Raw genomic sequence first — 15,253 nt, 5'->3', positions numbered from 1 at the left:
CGGGAGCAAGCTTCCTCGCCACAAGGGTCGTAGTAACCGTTAAAACGGTGCCGGGCACTCGAAGCGCAAGCGTTCGCCACTTTGCGGGTGGGTGAAGCTGAGCATGCTGGCGTGCAGGCACAGGCGTGGCCAGGCAGCCAGGGCTTGCGGGTGAGCGTAAAGCCCGTCACCCAACAACGGATGGCCGATGGAGAGCATGTGCACGCGCAACTGATGCGAGCGGCCGGTAATCGGCGTCAGTTCCACCCGGCACCAGTCGCCGCAACGTTCCAGCACGCGCCAGAAGGTCAGCGCATGTTTGCCGAATTCATGGTCCACCACGTGGCGGGGTTTGGTCGGCGGGTCGTAGCGCAACGGCAAATCAATGCTGCCGCTGTCCAGTTCCGGTTGGCCCCAGCACAGTGCGGTGTAGGCTTTTTCGGTTTCGCGGTCGTGAAACTGTCGAGACAGTTCGCGATGGGTATCGGGGTCGCGGGCCAGCAGGATGATCCCGGAGGTTTCCCAGTCCAGTCGATGGACGATGCGCGCTTCCGGGTAGCCGTTTTCTTGCAGGCGGGTGATCAGGCAGTCCTTGTTGTCATCGGCGCGACCGGGCACGGAGAGCAGCAGGGTAGGCTTGTCCACCACCAGTACGGCGGCGTCCTGATGGATGATGCGGATATTCGACAGCGGCATTAAAACAGCCTCGTAACAAACGCCAACGGCGGCTCAGGTCCTCTCCGTTGCTGGAAAGGACCTGAGCCGCCGTGGCTCCAGCCGGATCGACTCAGCGATCAGGCAGGGTGATATTGAGTTCCAGAATCGAGCAGCTGCCCTGGTTTTCCAGTGCGACGTGCACGTCATCGGACCCGATATTGACGTACTTGCGGATCACCTCGACCAGTTCCTTCTGCAAGGCCGGCAGGTAATCTGGGGTACTGCGTTGGCCGCGTTCATGCGCCACGATGATCTGTAGACGCTCTTTCGCTACCGACGCGGTGCTTACTTTTTTGTTGGCACGAAAGAAGTCAAAAAGATTCATTATCTACCTCCAAACAGGCGCTCGAAGAATCCCTTCTTCTCAACGTCAAGGAACCGGTGTTGCACGGTTTTGCCCAGCAGACGATCGACGGCATCGCTGTACGCCTGACCGGCGTCGCTTTGGTCGTCGAGAATCACTGGCACGCCTTGGTTGGAAGCCTTGAGTACGGCTTGCGATTCCGGAATCACACCCAGCAGGGTGACCGCCAGAATCTCTTTGACGTCTTCGACGCCGAGCATTTCGCCGTTGCTTACGCGCTCTGGGTTGTAGCGGGTCAGCAACAGGTGTTCCTTGATCGGGTCTTCGCCGTTCTCGGCGCGACGCGACTTGCTGGCCAGCAGGCCAAGCATGCGGTCCGAGTCACGAACCGAGGAGACTTCCGGGTTGGTCACGACAATCGCTTCGTCAGCGAAATACATGGCCAGGTGGGCGCCTTTCTCGATACCCGCCGGAGAATCGCAGACCACGAACTCGAAGTCTTCTTTAAGTGCCATGAGCACTTTTTCCACGCCTTCTACGGTCAGCGCGTCTTTGTCGCGGGTCTGACTGGCGGCCAGCACGTAGAGGTTTTCCAGGCGCTTGTCTTTGATCAGGGCTTGCTGCAGGTTGGCTTCGCCGTTGACCACGTTGACGAAGTCGTACACCACGCGACGCTCGCAACCCATGATCAGGTCGAGGTTACGCAGGCCGACGTCGAAGTCGACGATAACTGTTTTGTGACCGCGCAGAGCGAGGCCGGTACCGATAGCGGCGCTGGTGGTGGTCTTACCCACACCACCCTTGCCGGATGTAACCACGAGAATCTTGGCCAAGGTGTTTCACCCCTAAGGAAAAAGGACTTTTAGCCCCTGAAAAACATCTCCTGAAAACTACTGCAGTCGGACAGCCTTGGCTGGAATCCGGTGTTGGGCGGGGTTTACCTCGGGTAAACGCTGCCTTGCGCCTTTTTCCTACTTCGTTTGAGCCGTTTTCGCTACGTTTTAGAGATGCTTGGAAAATGCGGCAGTATCCGTTAAAGCCGAATGATGTTCAACACGTCACCCGACAGGCTGACTTGTACACCGGCGCCCCACAGCGGATCGCGGCGCAGATCTTCGGAAACCTTGTAATGACCGGCGATAGAGAGTAGTTCAGCGCTCAATTGCTGACAGAAAATCCGTGCCTTGGAGTCACCCTTCACACCGGCCAGCGCACGACCGCGCATCGGTCCGTATACATGGATGTTGCCATCGGCGAGAAGTTCCGCCCCCGGGCTGACCGAGGAAACCACTACCAAATCGCCACCTTGGGCATAAATCTGCTGGCCGCCGCGTACTGGCGAAGTGATTATTCGGGTCGGTTTGATGGTCGGCTCCGGCGGTTTTTCCGGTTTTTTCCTGACTTCGCCTTCGTGCGGGTCAAGTGCTCGTTCGCGCGCGCCAGACGGCGGCAGCACCGGCAGGTCGACGGCAATGGCGGCGGCGATGTCTTCGATGCGACTGGCGCGGATGGCCAGCGTGCGCAAGCCATGGTGTCGGCAAACACGCATCAGCGCAGGCAGGTCGACCGCGCCTTCAGTGGCCGGGAGTTTGTCCAGGGCCAGCACCAGCGGCGCATTGCTGAAAAAATTAGGCGCCAGGGCGACCTTCGCAGCCAGTTGTCGGTCGAGGCTTTCGAGGTCATTGCGGGCCAGTTCCAGCACCGTAATGGCGAGCATGCTGCCCTTCAACTGGAACACGGGATCTTGGTCTAGCGGTTCGGTTTGGCTCATGGTCGGCATAAAACGGCTTGTCACTAAAAGTGCCGAGACTTATAACGAGAACGCCCGTAAGCCGCAAGCCGGGTCGAACCGATGTAGAATGCGCGGCCTTGTTGTCTGTCCGGAATCGTTAATGGATCGCCCGCAATTTCGAGCTGCATTTTTTCATCCGCGTTTTTGGCTGCTATGGTGCGGTCTAGGGCTGTTGTGGCTGATCGTACAGCTGCCGTATCCGCTGCTGCTGCGTATTGGTCGCCTGCTGGGTAGCGGGATGTATCGGGTTGCCACCGATCGTCGGCGCATCGCCAAACGTAACCTTGAACTGTGTTTCCCGGAAAAAACACCTGCCGAGCGCAAGCGTCTGCTCAAGGAAAACTTCGCCTCGACCGGCATTGCCTTCTTCGAGATGGCCATGAGCTGGTGGTGGTCCCGCGCGCGCCTGGCACGCCTGGCCCAGGTCGAAGGGCTGGAGCACCTCAAACAGGCTCAACGCGACGGCAAGGGTGTGATCCTGATGGCGTTGCACTTCACTACGCTGGAAATCGGCGCGGCGTTGCTCGGCCAGCAGCACACCATCGACGGCATGTACCGCGAACATAAAAACCCGCTGTTCGATTTCATTCAGCGGCGCGGTCGCGAGCGGCATAACCTCGACTCGCTGGCGGTCGAGCGCGATGACGTACGCGGCATGCTCAAGTTGCTGCGCGCTGGCCGGGCCATCTGGTACGCACCGGATCAGGACTACGGCGCCAAGCAAAGTATCTTCGTGCCGTTGTTCGGCATCATGGCGGCAACCGTTCCCGCCACCAGCAAGTTTGCCAAGCTGGGCAAGGCGCTGGTGGTGCCGTTCACCCAGGAACGCCTGGCCGACGGCAGTGGCTACCGCCTGGTGATCCATGCGCCGCTGAACGACTTTCCGGGTGAAAGCGACGAGGTCGATTGCATCCGGATCAACCAGTGGGTCGAAGGTTGCGTGCGCAATTGTCCTGAGCAATACCTCTGGACCCATCGACGCTTCAAGAGCCGTCCGCCCGGCGAGCCGAAATTGTATGCCAAGCGCGGTTGAATCCATTTCGTCAGACTAGATTGAAAGCCCCAAGCACCATGGAGTGTTGCGATGAGTTCAGGTGAGCCGGTTACAGGTTTGATTCTTTCCGGCGGCGGGGCTCGGGCGGCGTATCAGGTCGGGGTGCTGGCAGCGATAGCCGAGCTGCTGCCGGCAGGTTCCGCCAATCCGTTCCCGGTGATCGTCGGCACTTCGGCCGGGGCGATCAATGCGGTCAGCCTGGCCAGCGGGGCGACGGACTTTACCGCGGCCATCCAGCGGTTGACCGCGTTCTGGCAGGGCTTTCGCAGTGACCTGGTGTTACGTAGCGATTGGCCAGGAGTCATCAGCCAGGCGACTCGGTTTGTCAGTCACAGTCTGTTGGGGATTGGCGCAAAAGTGCCAGTGGCGCTGGTCAACAGCTCACCGTTGCGCAATTTGTTGAACGACAAGCTGCAGCTGTCCGGTATCAGTGAAGCCATTGCACAAAAACAATTGCACGCAGTCGCCGTTACCGCGTTCGGGTATGAGTCCGGGCAAGCCGTGACCTTCTATCAGGGTGGCCGGAGCATCGATGCCTGGCTGCGCCATCGGCGTATCGGCGTACCGACTCAATTGACGGTCGACCATTTGCTTGCCAGTTCGGCGATCCCGTTGTTGTTTGCACCCGTGAAGATCGGCAGCGAGTACTTCGGAGACGGCGCGGTGCGTCAGTCGGCGCCGATCAGCCCGGCCCTGCACCTGGGGGCGAGCAGGGTGCTGGTGGTGGGCGTCAGTGGCAACCCGCGCGGCGTTGACCCTGATAATCCGTTGCAGCGCACCTACACCGGTCAGCAACCCTCGTTGGCGCAGATTGGTGGGCACCTGCTCAACAGTACGTTCATTGACAGCCTGGAGAGCGACATCGAGCTGTTGCAACGCTTGAACGAGTTCAGTCACTTGTTACCGGCAAGTACCGCGGCCCGCAGCCTCGGCGTGGCACCGGTGGACGTGTTGGTGATTGCTCCGAGTCAGCCGATCGATGAAATCGCCGCACGGCATCGACAAGAGCTGCCAGCCGCGTTGCGACTGTTCTTGCGCGGGCCGGGTGCGACCAGGACCAGCGGTGCCGGGGTGCTGAGTTATCTGCTGTTCGAGGCGGGGTATTGCAGCGAGTTGATCGAGCTTGGCCGCCGCGATGCCTTGGCCAAGCGCGAAGAGTTGTGCCGATTCCTGGGGTTGGAAGAGCCTGCAATCCCGGCTTGAGATCGGCGGCGCGGCTATCGCGGGCAAGCCTTGCTCCTACAAATCTATGTCACACCCCAGATCCGTAGGAGCAAAGCTTGCTCGCGATGGCGTCCTTGCAGATGCAAAACTCAGGCAGTCAATCGATCATCGCGAAAATCACGCAACGCCTGTTCGATCTCCTCCCGGGTATTCATCACGAACGGTCCGTACTGCACGATCGGCTCGCCCAGTGGTTTACCGGCAATCAACAGCACTCGGGCTCCGGACTCGCTGCTCAGTTGCAACTCGCCTTCATCCGACAAACGGACCAGTTTGCTGACGCCGATACTCTGGGTTTGTCCCGGCAACTCCACACTGCCGTCATACACATAAAGCAGTGCCCGATGCCCATCCGGCAGTTTCGGTGTGATGCCAGTGCCAGCCGGCAGATGGAAATCAAAGTAATACGGTTCGGTGTCTGGCCGTTGCACCGCGCCCGTTTGCTTGACGGTGCCGTCGTCGAATAGACCGGCGATCACTACCACCTCGACGCCTTGCGCAGTTTTCAGCCGTGGAATGTCTGCCGGCTGAATGTCCCGATAGCTGGCCGGATCGAGCTTGTGCTTGCCTGGCAGGTTCAGCCACAGCTGGAAGCCGCGCATCACACCTTCTTCCTGCTCCGGCATCTCGCTGTGGATGATGCCCTTGGCGGCGGTCATCCATTGCACGCCACCGCCTTCCAGCAAACCGACGTTACCCAGATGGTCCTCATGACGCATGCGCCCTTCGAGCATGTAGGTCACGGTTTCGAAGCCACGGTGCGGGTGGGGTGGGAAGCCGGCAATGTAGTCGTCGGGATTTTCCGAGCCGAACTCGTCGAGCATCAGGAACGGGTCGAAGCGTTCGACGCCTGCGCCACCAAATACCCGGGTCAGCTTGACCCCGGCGCCGTCGGACGCAGGTTGGCCGGTATGCAGGCTAAGCACTTTGCGAAATTGAGTCATCGGTGCAACTCCTCGATCAGAGTGGAATGGCGCCATGCTATGCCAGACAGACTGATCAATGGTTGCGAATTTTGCGGAGGTTTAATCGGGTTGTTCGATGTGTTGGCGGCAAAGCAAAAGACCGCAGCCGGCGCCGGCCCCTACACTCGATGCGCTTATGTAGGAGCTGGCGAAGCCTGCGATCTTTCAACCCTGGATCAGAAGTGGTACTTCACCAGCAGGCTCGTGGCACTTTGATTGGTGGTGAAGTCCTTCGTGTCTTCGATGGCGTACTTGTTCTTCCAGTAGTCGTACTCGATACCGACGTACAGCTGCTTCTCGCCCCAGTGCAAGGCTTTGCCCAGGTCGTACTTGATCTGCGGGTTGAAGTGCAGGTTGGCGTGGTAGGTGCCTTGGCTGTTCTTGTCGTTGTCGACCACCCAGTCCATGAACCCGTCGATCAGCACGCTGGAGCTGCCCACCGGGATGGTGTAGGACCACACCGGAGTGATCTGCCAGATGTTGTTACCCGGGCGTTTGTCGTCGGTGTGGCGATTGTAGAAGTTCAGCTGGAAGTAATCGAAACCGGGAATGGCCAGGTCGAAACCCGGGCCGATCAGGTAGGAGTTGACGTCGCCTTCACCGGTTTCGTAGGTCATGGCCAGCAGGACGTCCTTGATCGGGCCGAATTCGAGTTTCTGGTCGAAGATCTTGCCGAACGACAGGCGCGGGCTGAACTCACCGTAGTACGTGTTATTGCCGAGGTAGGCGTCAGGTTTGCCGTTGTAGAAAATCTTGTCGATGAACAGGAAGTTGTCCCCGTATTTCCAGGCATCGGCGTGCTCGAAGGTCACGGTTTGCTGGATGCTCGGGTTGACTTTGAAGTCTTTGCCATAAAGATAAGTCAGGCTGTTGTTCTGCCACTGCAGCAGGTCGCCGGCCATTGCCTGGCCCCCCGCCAGCAAGGATCCAGCGAGCATCAGGCTAGTGCACGTACGGTTCATTCGGTTGCTCCCAAAGTAAGTGGTTCCACTTTTTTTTTTTGAATCGGCGCTCTGCTGTGGCGCCTGTTTTTCGTTGCCGTAAAACGTTATCCAGCCGGTCGGTTTCAGCGTTCCGGCAAGCGCTGAGCCAAGGCTTTTCAAAAGCAAAAGAACGCCCATTCGGCTGTTCGAAAACAGTCGATCAAGCGTCCATTCGGTTTTTATTGGAGTGTGCCGTGTGACCGTCCAGAGCCGGGATAAATTGGCTGTCTGGTCAGGAATTAAATCCGGGCTTTTTTTTAGAGCCGATTCAGGCGGCCGCGGAGAATACTGGCTCCCGCGCCATGGCTCAAGCGCCCCGCAATGGAGCGCCGCTATCAAGTCTGTCATCGTGTTGCTCCTCGATTGTTTTTATTGTTAAGGCGCAGGCAGCCGCTGACGGCGACCGGACGTATCGCCGGCCGGTCTGTCATGCGGGTATTTCGTGTCACGGGTGAAGCTGGATAACGATGGAAGGACGGGCGGACCGTCCGCTTATTCGTCAGTGCTGATGAGCGTGGCACTCGTTGTTGGCGGCTCGTTCTGCGCCGCCGAGTATGTTGAACAGCAGGTTCAACGAGAGGGCGCTGAGGGTCGCCATGGCAATGCCGCTGTGGGTGATCGGGCTCATCCACAATGGCAAGTGAGCGAAGAATTCCGGACGAACCACCGGGATCAGCCCCATGCCGGTACTCACCGCCACCAACAGTTGGTTGCGACGGTCGGCGATGTCGGCTTCCTGGAGAATCTTGATCCCGGTAGCCGCGACCATGCCGAACATCGCAATCGCCGCGCCGCCAAGTACCGCCGGTGGAATCGATGCCACCAGGAAGGCCGCTTTGGGCAGCAGGCTCAGCACCACCAGCAAACCACCGGCAACGATGGTCACTGAACGGCAGCGCACGCCGGTCATTTGCACCAGGCCGATATTCTGGGCAAACGAGGAATGGGTGAACGTGTTGAAGAACCCGGCGAAGAACGATGCACCCGCATCACACAGCAAGCCGCGGCGGAGCATCCGTGGGCAGACTTCCTGGCCGGTAATCTTTCCCAGGGCGAGGAACATTCCGGTGGACTCGACGAAGATGATCACCACCACCAGGCACATTGAAAGGATCGGTGCGAGATGGAATTGCGGCATGCCGAAATGCAGCGGGGTGACGATTTGCACCCACGGCGCCTGCGCCATGCCGCTGAGGTCGACCATGCCGATCAGGCCGCAGAGGATGTAGCCCAGGCCCATGCCGATCAGCACCGAAATGTTCACCCAGAAACCGCGCATGAAGCGGTGGATCAGCAAGATGGTGCCCAGTACCAGCGCGGCGATGGTCAGGTAGACGGGGGAGCCGAATTGCGCGGCAGCGTTGCCGCCACCCGCCCAGTTCACGGCCACGGGGAACAGCGACAAACCGATCGAGGTGATGACCGTGCCGGTCACCAGCGGCGGGAAGAACCGCACCACCTTGGACATGAATGGCGCGATGAGCATGCCGAAGAACCCGGCGGCGATGGTCGCGCCGAAGATCCCTTGCAGGCCGATGCCAGGCATGCCGGCCATTGCTACCATGCTGCCGACCGCCGCGAAACTGGCGCCCATCATCACCGGCATGCGAATGCCCATGGGGCCGATGCCCAGTGATTGCACGACGGTTGCGATGCCGGCGACCAGCAGGTCGGCGTTGATCAGGAAGGCGATTTCTTCACGACTCAGGCCTGCGGCCTGTCCGATGATCAGCGGCACCGCGATGGCGCCGCCGTACATCAGCAGAACGTGTTGCAGACCGACCAGAATCAGTTGCAACAGCGGCAGTCGTTGAATCGCGGGTGCGTCGGGGATGCGTGCTTCGGATGACACGGACATGCAACACCTCGGATCTTTTTTATTCTTGTGATTTTGTGCATCAGGTAAACCTGTGGCGAGGGAGCTTGCTCCCGCTGGGTCGCAAAGCGGCCCCGCTTTTCTCCAGGAAGAAAGGGGACTGCTGCGCAGTCCAGCGGGAGCAAGCTCCCTCGCCACAAAAGCCCGCTTGTCACAGGCTTTTGTATTGCTTAATTGGTCCGGGCTCCCTGATTGATCCAGGCGCCGATCAGGTCGCGTTCCTGCTGGGTCATCTGCGTGATGTTGCCCAACGGCATGATCTGGCTGGCGACAGCCTGGGCCTGGATCCGCGGGGCCAATTGCTGGATCTGTTGCGGGGTATCGAACATCACGCCAGCCGGTGCCGCGCTGAACAGCGGGCTGGTCGGTTTGGCCGAATGGCAGACCGCACAACGTTCCTGAATCACGCTGTGTACCTTGCTGAAGTCCGGACCGCTTGCCGTCGAAGCTTGCGCGGGTGCAGCAGCGGCGGCCGGAGCGGCAGGCGCTGCTTCAGCGGGTTTGGCACCACCGCCGAGTGCGGTTTCGGGCAGCGGCTGGTACTCGATCTTCGCCGGTGCCTTGGCCACTTCCGGGGTGTTCATCGGCGCAGGGCCGGTGACGTAGGCCAGGCAGATCATGCCCACTGCCGCGACGGGCAGGGTCCAGGCGAACTTGTGGCTTTCGTGGCGGGTGTTGAAATAGTGACGCACCAACACCGCGAGTACCGCGATCCCGGCCAGGATCAACCAGTTGTACTGGCTGCCGTAAGTGCTCGGGAAGTGGTTGCTGATCATGATGAACAGCACCGGCAAGGTGAAGTAGTTGTTGTGCCGTGAACGCAGCAAACCCTTGGCTGGCAGCGCCGGATCCGGCGTGCGGTTCTCGGCGATGGCCGCCACCAGTGCTCGTTGGGCCGGCATGATGATGCGGAACACGTTACCGACCATGATGGTGCCGATGATAGCGCCAACGTGCAGGTACGCACCGCGACCGCTGAACACTTTGCTGAAGCCGTAAGCGGCGCCAATGATCAGCGCGAACAGAATGAACCCGAGCAGGGCAGGGCGTTTACCCAGGGCCGAGTCGCACAGGAACGAGTAGATGAACCAGCCGATGAACAATGAGCCAAGACCGATGGCCACGCCTTCCGGTCCGCTCAGGCTGCTGCCCGGTGCCAGCAGGTACAGCGTCGGGTTGGAGTAGAACACCACGCACAGCAGCGCGATCCCCGACATCCAGGTGAAGTAGGCTTCCCATTTGAACCAGTGCAGGTTGTCCGGCATGGTCGGTGGGGCCAGTTTGTATTTCTCCAGGTGGTAGATCCCGCCACCGTGAATTGCCCAGAGATCGCCCGCCAGGCCGTTTTTCGGGTTGACCCGATTGAGATTGTTTTCCAGCCAGACAAAGTAGAACGACGCGCCGATCCAGGCCACGCCAGTGATCATGTGAACCCAGCGCACGCTCAGGTTCAGCCATTCCAACAGATGTGCTTCCACAGTCTTTACCTCTCGCCTGTCACTCTTGTTGTCGAGTGATCAGACCTTCTCTTATTGGTGGGGGGCGAGGATCAAACGCTCATCCTCTTTGAAAAAATGCTCATCGCAGTTATTGCCTGTGCCACTGCGATCAACCACCAGGAAGTCATCCCGCTTTTCGATCGTCAGCACCGGGTGGTGCCAAACGCCGCGATGGTAATTAATGCCCTGCCTGCCGTTGGTGACGAAGGCGCGGACCAAGCCTGATACAGGTTCATCGCCAAGTGGCGCGACCACGATCAGAAAGGGGTTGCCGAGCAGCGGAATGAAAGCCTGGCTGCCCAGCGGATGGCGCTCCAGCATGCAGACGGTCAGCGGCATGTCCTGCGCGTCGGCGCGGAAGATGCTGATGATCGCCTTGTCTTCTGGCGTGGCGGTTTCCACCGTCGCCAGTTTGTGAAAGCGCATGGTCGAACCGTTGTTGATCATGAAGTGATCGCTGCCATCGGTTTCGATCACGTCACCGAAAGGGGCGAAGGCTTCTTTGGTCAGCGGTTCAATCGTCAATGTGCGCATGCTGGTCTTCTTCTATGTGTTCATGATGTTTGTTGCTTTGCTTTTGTAGGAGCACGGCTTGCCGGCGATGGCGCCCTTACTGACGCCATCGCCAGCAAGCTGTGCTCCTACAGTCTCAGCATTACTTCGCGACCTTGCCCAATACACGCAAGCGGCTCACGCCACCGTCCGGGAACACGTTCAGGCGGATGTGGGTGATCGGCCCCAGGGCCTTGATCTGCTCGGCGAAGGTGTGTTCGGCGTGCATTTCCAGTTTCTGCGCTGGCAGCAATTCGCGCCAGAACAGCGACTGGGTTTCGATCTGGCTGTCGGTGCCACCCTTGACGAACGCGCCCTGGATCGAGCAGGTGTCCGGGTAGTTGCCCTTGAAGTGCAGGGTGTCGACGATGACTTTCTCGACTTCACCGGCATGGCCCAGCGCGACGATCACCCAGTCATTGCCCGGGGTACGGCGCCGAGCGGTTTCCCAGCCATCGCCCATATTGATGCCGCGACCCGGGTTGAGGATGTTGCTCATGCGCCCGAAGTGTTCATCGGAGCAGGCCAGGGCGCGACCGCCGTTCAGGGCTGCGGCCAGGTCAATTTGTTCGTTGTCGCCAACCGCCGACCAGTCGCGGTACGGAATGCCGTACACGCGCAGACGGGCGACACCGCCGTCCGGGTAAATGTTGAAACGCAGGTGGCTGAAGGCCTGGCCGTTGTTGATTTCGTGGTAGTGGTGGCTGTTGCCTTGCAGCTCGACGGCCGACAACACTTCAGTCCACTGGGTGTTTTCGTCCGGCTCGCCCGAGGCCAGGAAGCACGCTTCCAGGGAGGCCGATGGCGGGTAGTTGCCAGTGAAGAATGAAGTGTCGATGTCCACGCCCTTGATCGAGCCCGGAACGCCGAGACGGATCACCGCGCTGTCGTAGCCTTCGAAGCGCTTGCGGCGCGATTCCCAGCCATCCATCCACTTGCCGTTGTCATCGAACACACCTTCTTTCCACACCGCCGGGGTCGGCTGGAACAGGCGGTTGGCATCAGCGAACCAGTCATCGGTGACCGAGATGATTTTGGTGCCCAGGCGGGCGTCGGCCAGGTTGACGAACTTCTCGAAAGGTACGGCGTAAGCTTTCATTCTTCTTGTCTGCCTTTAATTAAAGTGGCTTGGGATGCTTGCAGGGCCCCGGGCGTTTTTCACGTTCACTCACGCTAGGGCCAAGTTCGCTAAAGAGTCAGTAATCGGAACAGGGCGATCTTGTTGATCTCCGCCAGCGCGCATTTGAATTCGGTGTCTGCCGAGTTGTGGATGCGCGTTTCGAACGCCGCGAGGATCTGATGCCGGTTGCTGCCTTTTACCGCCATGATGAAGGGAAACTTGAACTTGGCTTTGTAGGCGTCGTTCAACTCGGTGAAGCGCTGGAACTCTTCGCTCGTGCATTGGTGAATACCCGCGCCAGACTGTTCTTCAGTGCTGGCTGCGGTAAGCTGGCCCTGGACGGCGGCTTTACCGGCCAGGTCCGGGTGAGCGTTGATCAAGGCCAGCTGGCTGGCGTGATCGGCACAGAGCAGGATATCGCTCATGCGCTGGTGCAGGGTTTCAATCTCGTCGATTGCCGCGTCCTGGCCCAGGTCGAAGGCTTTTTCGGCGACCCATGGCGAATGTTCGTAGATGTCGGCGAAGGCGTTGACAAAGGCGTCTCGGCTCAGGGTCGATGGCTTCAGGGTTTGGAAAGCAGTCATTTCGAAGCCTCTGGGTACGGGTGGGTTTCGTGCCAGTGGCGGGCGATATCGACCCGGCGGCTGAACCAGACCTGCTCATGGCTTTTTGCGTATTCGATAAACCGCTTGAGTGCGGCCAGGCGGGCAGGGCGACCGATCAGGCGGCAGTGCAAACCGATGGAGAGCATTTTTGGCGATTCGGCACCTTCGGCGTAAAGCACGTCGAACGCGTCCTTGAGGTATTGGTAGAAATCGTCGCCCTTGTTGAAACCCTGAACCTGGGTGAAGCGCATGTCATTGGTGTCCAGGGTGTACGGAATCACCAGGTGCGGCTTGCCGGTCGGGTTGTTCGGTTCCCAGTACGGCAGGTCGTCGTCGTAGGTATCGCAGTCGTACAGGAAGCCGCCTTCTTCCATCACCAGCCGACGGGTGTTCGGCCCGGTGCGGCCGGTGTACCAGCCCAGTGGGCGCTCGCCGCTGATTTCGGTGAGGATGTGGATCGCTTCGAGCATGTGCTCGCGTTCTTGTGCTTCGTCCATGTACTGGTAGTCGATCCAGCGATAGCCATGGCTGCAAATCTCGTGGCCGGCTTGAACCATGGCGCGGATCACGTCCGGGTGGCGCTGGGCGGCCATGGCCACGGCGAAGATGGTCAGTGGAATGTCGAATTCCTTGAACAGCTTGAGGATCCGCCAGACGCCGGCACGGCTGCCATACTCGTACAGCGACTCCATGCTCATGTTGCGCTCGCCTTGCAACGGCTGCGCCGAGACCATTTCCGAGAGGAAGGCTTCCGACTCTTTATCGCCGTGCAGGATGTTGCGCTCGCCGCCTTCCTCGTAATTGAGCACGAAGGACAAGGCAATGCGGGCATTGCCCGGCCAGTGTGGGTGGGGAGGGTTACTGCCGTAACCGATCAGGTCGCGTGGGTAGTCAGCGCTCACTGCAGTCTTCCTTCTTATTCGGGGTTACTTATTCGCGATAAGGGTGGTGTGGCGGCCTGATGGTGGGGTGACAGGCTGGCGTCACAGCGATGGGCTGATTGTATACAACTTTATATTCACTTTGTAAGCCTGATTTTTTGCATTTTTCATCAGCTGTCATCTTTTCAGGGGGCTGCAAGAAACCTGCCTGAGTGGTCAGCTAATGGATGGAAGGTCCTCTGATCTTATGGTTCAGCGTCAGATTCGCCGAGAAACCATGGATGGCGAGTGCCGTGGTAAAAATGTCGTTTTTATTGTGTACAATTTTTTTAAAAAGTGTCTTAATCAGTCGCTCGCCGCCGCTTTTCGTGCTCCGAAAAGGTGCGGTCTCCTTTTTAACTGACTCCGGGAGGCGCGAGGCCTGACTGCTGCAAACGCAGGCGGGCGCGCAGAATCAATGGGACGTTTGACTACACACGTTTTGGACGCAGCACATGGTTGCCCGGGCAGCTCGATCAAGGTCGAGTTGTACCGCGTTGAGGGTTCGCAGCTGGAATTGGTCGCCAGTGCACTGACCAACAGCGACGGCCGTTGCGACGCGCCCTTGTTGCAAGGCGATGACTACTGTTCCGGGGTCTATCAGTTGCAGTTTCATGCCGGCGATTACTACCGCGCACGTGGTGTACAGCTACCGGAGCCGGCCTTTCTGGATGTGGTGGTGCTGCGCTTCGGCATCTCGGCAGAGCAGGATCACTACCATGTGCCATTGTTGATTTCGCCCTACAGCTATTCGACCTACAGAGGAAGCTAGGACTTTCCCCCAGCTATCTTCTCAGAAGCGACTGCGCATATAGCTTCTTTGGTCTTTCGCCCGCTCACACTGCGGGCTTTTTTTCGTCTTGAGAAATGTGGTGTGTCTGATGACGCCATCGCGGGCAAGAACTAGGCGTCCCCCCGCTCCTACGGATTTATGTCGTTCGCATGCATTGAGAGCGACTCAGGACCTGTAGGAGCAAGGCTTGCCCGCGATGCTTTTAGCGGCTCAACAGGGAGGCAGCACCCGCGCCACTGAACAGCCCGGCACTGATCCGGTTGAACCAGCTCTGGCCCTTGCCGCTGCGCAGATACCGCGCCGCACCATGCGCACCGAGGCCGTAGGCCACCTTGCAGCACAGATCCAGCACGGTCCAGGTGGCGATCATGATCAGCAACTGCGGCAGAAAGGGCTGCTGTGCGCTCAAGAACTGTGGCAGGAAGGCGGCGAAGAACAGAATGTCTTTCGGGTTGCTGGCACCCAGCACGAACGCGCGCCCGAACAGTGCACGAAAGCGCGGTGTCGGCGCGGTCTGGGGCACTTCGGCGCCGACCGATGGCTGGCGCGATTGCTGCCAGCTTTGCCAGGCGAGGTAGAACAGGTACAGCGCGCCGACAATCTTCAGCGCACTGAAGAGTTGCTCCGAAGCCAGCAGCAGGGCGCCCAGACCCAATGCCGATGCGCTCAGCAGGCAGATCGAGGCAAATACGCCGCCGAGAAACGCCGGGTAAGAACGCCGCAGACCATAATTCAGACTGTTGCTGATCATCAGCAACGACAGTGGCCCCGGGATCAGGATCACCACCAGTGCAGCGCCGCTGAACAGCAGCCAGGTTTCCAGACTCATCACTTTCCTCCCTATGTGCAAAAGCCCCACCCGACGGGGTG

General features: G+C 59.4%; 16 protein-coding genes. 3 read left to right on the top strand and 13 right to left on the bottom strand.

What is annotated here, in order from left to right; genetic code table 11:
• Positions 1 to 39: 39 nt before the first annotated feature.
• The 4 genes from AO353_RS02385 to minC all read right to left on the bottom strand — a co-directional run bounded on the left by AO353_RS02385 (position 40) and on the right by minC (position 2,771).
• A complete protein-coding gene (locus tag AO353_RS02385) occupies positions 40 to 675 on the bottom strand; it encodes an RluA family pseudouridine synthase (protein ID WP_007940846.1) in 636 nt (211 codons plus the stop codon).
• A 91-nt stretch (positions 676 to 766) separates the two neighbouring features.
• Positions 767 to 1,021 (bottom strand): cell division topological specificity factor MinE, encoded by a 255-nt coding sequence (gene minE, locus AO353_RS02380; protein ID WP_019693048.1) that lies wholly within the window; start codon positions 1,019 to 1,021, stop codon positions 767 to 769.
• Entirely contained in the window at positions 1,021 to 1,833 is an 813-nt protein-coding gene (minD, locus tag AO353_RS02375) for a septum site-determining protein MinD (RefSeq protein WP_054593514.1), read from the bottom strand. The genes minE and minD overlap by 1 nt, the downstream gene beginning before the upstream one ends.
• A gap of 200 nt (positions 1,834 to 2,033) precedes the next feature.
• Positions 2,034 to 2,771, bottom strand: a complete 738-nt coding sequence (minC, locus tag AO353_RS02370; RefSeq protein WP_054598158.1) for a septum site-determining protein MinC — start codon at positions 2,769 to 2,771, stop codon at positions 2,034 to 2,036.
• A 121-nt stretch (positions 2,772 to 2,892) separates the two neighbouring features.
• Here minC and AO353_RS02365 point away from each other — a divergent pair, with 121 nt between their 5' ends.
• Both AO353_RS02365 and AO353_RS02360 read left to right on the top strand, forming a co-directional pair.
• The gene (locus AO353_RS02365; protein WP_054593513.1) at positions 2,893 to 3,825 is read left to right on the top strand and encodes a lipid A biosynthesis lauroyl acyltransferase; all 933 of its coding nucleotides are present in this window, start codon (positions 2,893 to 2,895) and stop codon (positions 3,823 to 3,825) included.
• A gap of 51 nt (positions 3,826 to 3,876) precedes the next feature.
• Positions 3,877 to 5,049: a patatin-like phospholipase family protein gene (locus tag AO353_RS02360; RefSeq protein WP_054593512.1), complete on the top strand. Its 1,173-nt coding sequence runs from the start codon at positions 3,877 to 3,879 to the stop codon at positions 5,047 to 5,049.
• 110 nt (positions 5,050 to 5,159) lie between these two features.
• Here the strand turns inward: AO353_RS02360 and AO353_RS02355 are convergent, their stop codons facing one another.
• From AO353_RS02355 to puuE, 8 genes are all read right to left on the bottom strand, one after another.
• A complete protein-coding gene (locus tag AO353_RS02355; protein WP_054593511.1) occupies positions 5,160 to 6,014 on the bottom strand; it encodes a pirin family protein in 855 nt (284 codons plus the stop codon).
• Between the two features lie 197 nt (positions 6,015 to 6,211).
• Entirely contained in the window at positions 6,212 to 6,997 is a 786-nt protein-coding gene (locus tag AO353_RS02350; RefSeq protein WP_054598157.1) for an outer membrane protein OmpK, read from the bottom strand.
• A gap of 520 nt (positions 6,998 to 7,517) precedes the next feature.
• The gene (locus AO353_RS02345; RefSeq protein WP_054593510.1) at positions 7,518 to 8,876 is read right to left on the bottom strand and encodes a nucleobase:cation symporter-2 family protein; all 1,359 of its coding nucleotides are present in this window, start codon (positions 8,874 to 8,876) and stop codon (positions 7,518 to 7,520) included.
• Between the two features lie 188 nt (positions 8,877 to 9,064).
• On the bottom strand, positions 9,065 to 10,372 hold the full coding sequence (locus tag AO353_RS02340) for a urate hydroxylase PuuD (protein WP_054593509.1): 1,308 nt from the start codon (positions 10,370 to 10,372) through the stop codon (positions 9,065 to 9,067).
• 51 nt (positions 10,373 to 10,423) lie between these two features.
• Entirely contained in the window at positions 10,424 to 10,927 is a 504-nt protein-coding gene (locus tag AO353_RS02335) for an ureidoglycolate lyase (protein ID WP_007898831.1), read from the bottom strand.
• A 121-nt stretch (positions 10,928 to 11,048) separates the two neighbouring features.
• Positions 11,049 to 12,044 (bottom strand): allantoicase, encoded by a 996-nt coding sequence (gene alc / locus AO353_RS02330; RefSeq protein ID WP_054593508.1) that lies wholly within the window; start codon positions 12,042 to 12,044, stop codon positions 11,049 to 11,051.
• Between the two features lie 89 nt (positions 12,045 to 12,133).
• Positions 12,134 to 12,649 (bottom strand): 2-oxo-4-hydroxy-4-carboxy-5-ureidoimidazoline decarboxylase, encoded by a 516-nt coding sequence (gene uraD, locus AO353_RS02325; RefSeq protein WP_054593507.1) that lies wholly within the window; start codon positions 12,647 to 12,649, stop codon positions 12,134 to 12,136.
• Entirely contained in the window at positions 12,646 to 13,572 is a 927-nt protein-coding gene (gene puuE, locus AO353_RS02320) for an allantoinase PuuE (RefSeq protein WP_054593506.1), read from the bottom strand. The genes uraD and puuE overlap by 4 nt, the downstream gene beginning before the upstream one ends.
• Positions 13,573 to 14,008: 436 nt before the next feature.
• On the opposite strand from puuE, the gene uraH reads away from it, so the two are divergent.
• Positions 14,009 to 14,362 carry a hydroxyisourate hydrolase gene (uraH, locus tag AO353_RS02315; RefSeq protein ID WP_054593505.1) on the top strand — a complete coding sequence of 118 codons (354 nt, stop codon included), beginning with the start codon at positions 14,009 to 14,011 and terminating at the stop codon, positions 14,360 to 14,362.
• 223 nt (positions 14,363 to 14,585) lie between these two features.
• Here uraH and AO353_RS02310 read toward each other — a convergent pair whose 3' ends face one another.
• Complete coding sequence (locus tag AO353_RS02310) at positions 14,586 to 15,212, bottom strand: LysE family translocator (protein WP_054593504.1); 627 nt, start codon at positions 15,210 to 15,212, stop codon at positions 14,586 to 14,588.
• Between the last annotated feature and the right edge of the window lie 41 nt (positions 15,213 to 15,253).

This window comes from Pseudomonas fluorescens (assembly GCF_001307155.1).
Classification (GTDB): domain Bacteria; phylum Pseudomonadota; class Gammaproteobacteria; order Pseudomonadales; family Pseudomonadaceae; genus Aquipseudomonas; species Aquipseudomonas helvetica.
This window is presented reverse-complemented; position numbering and strand designations above follow the sequence as displayed.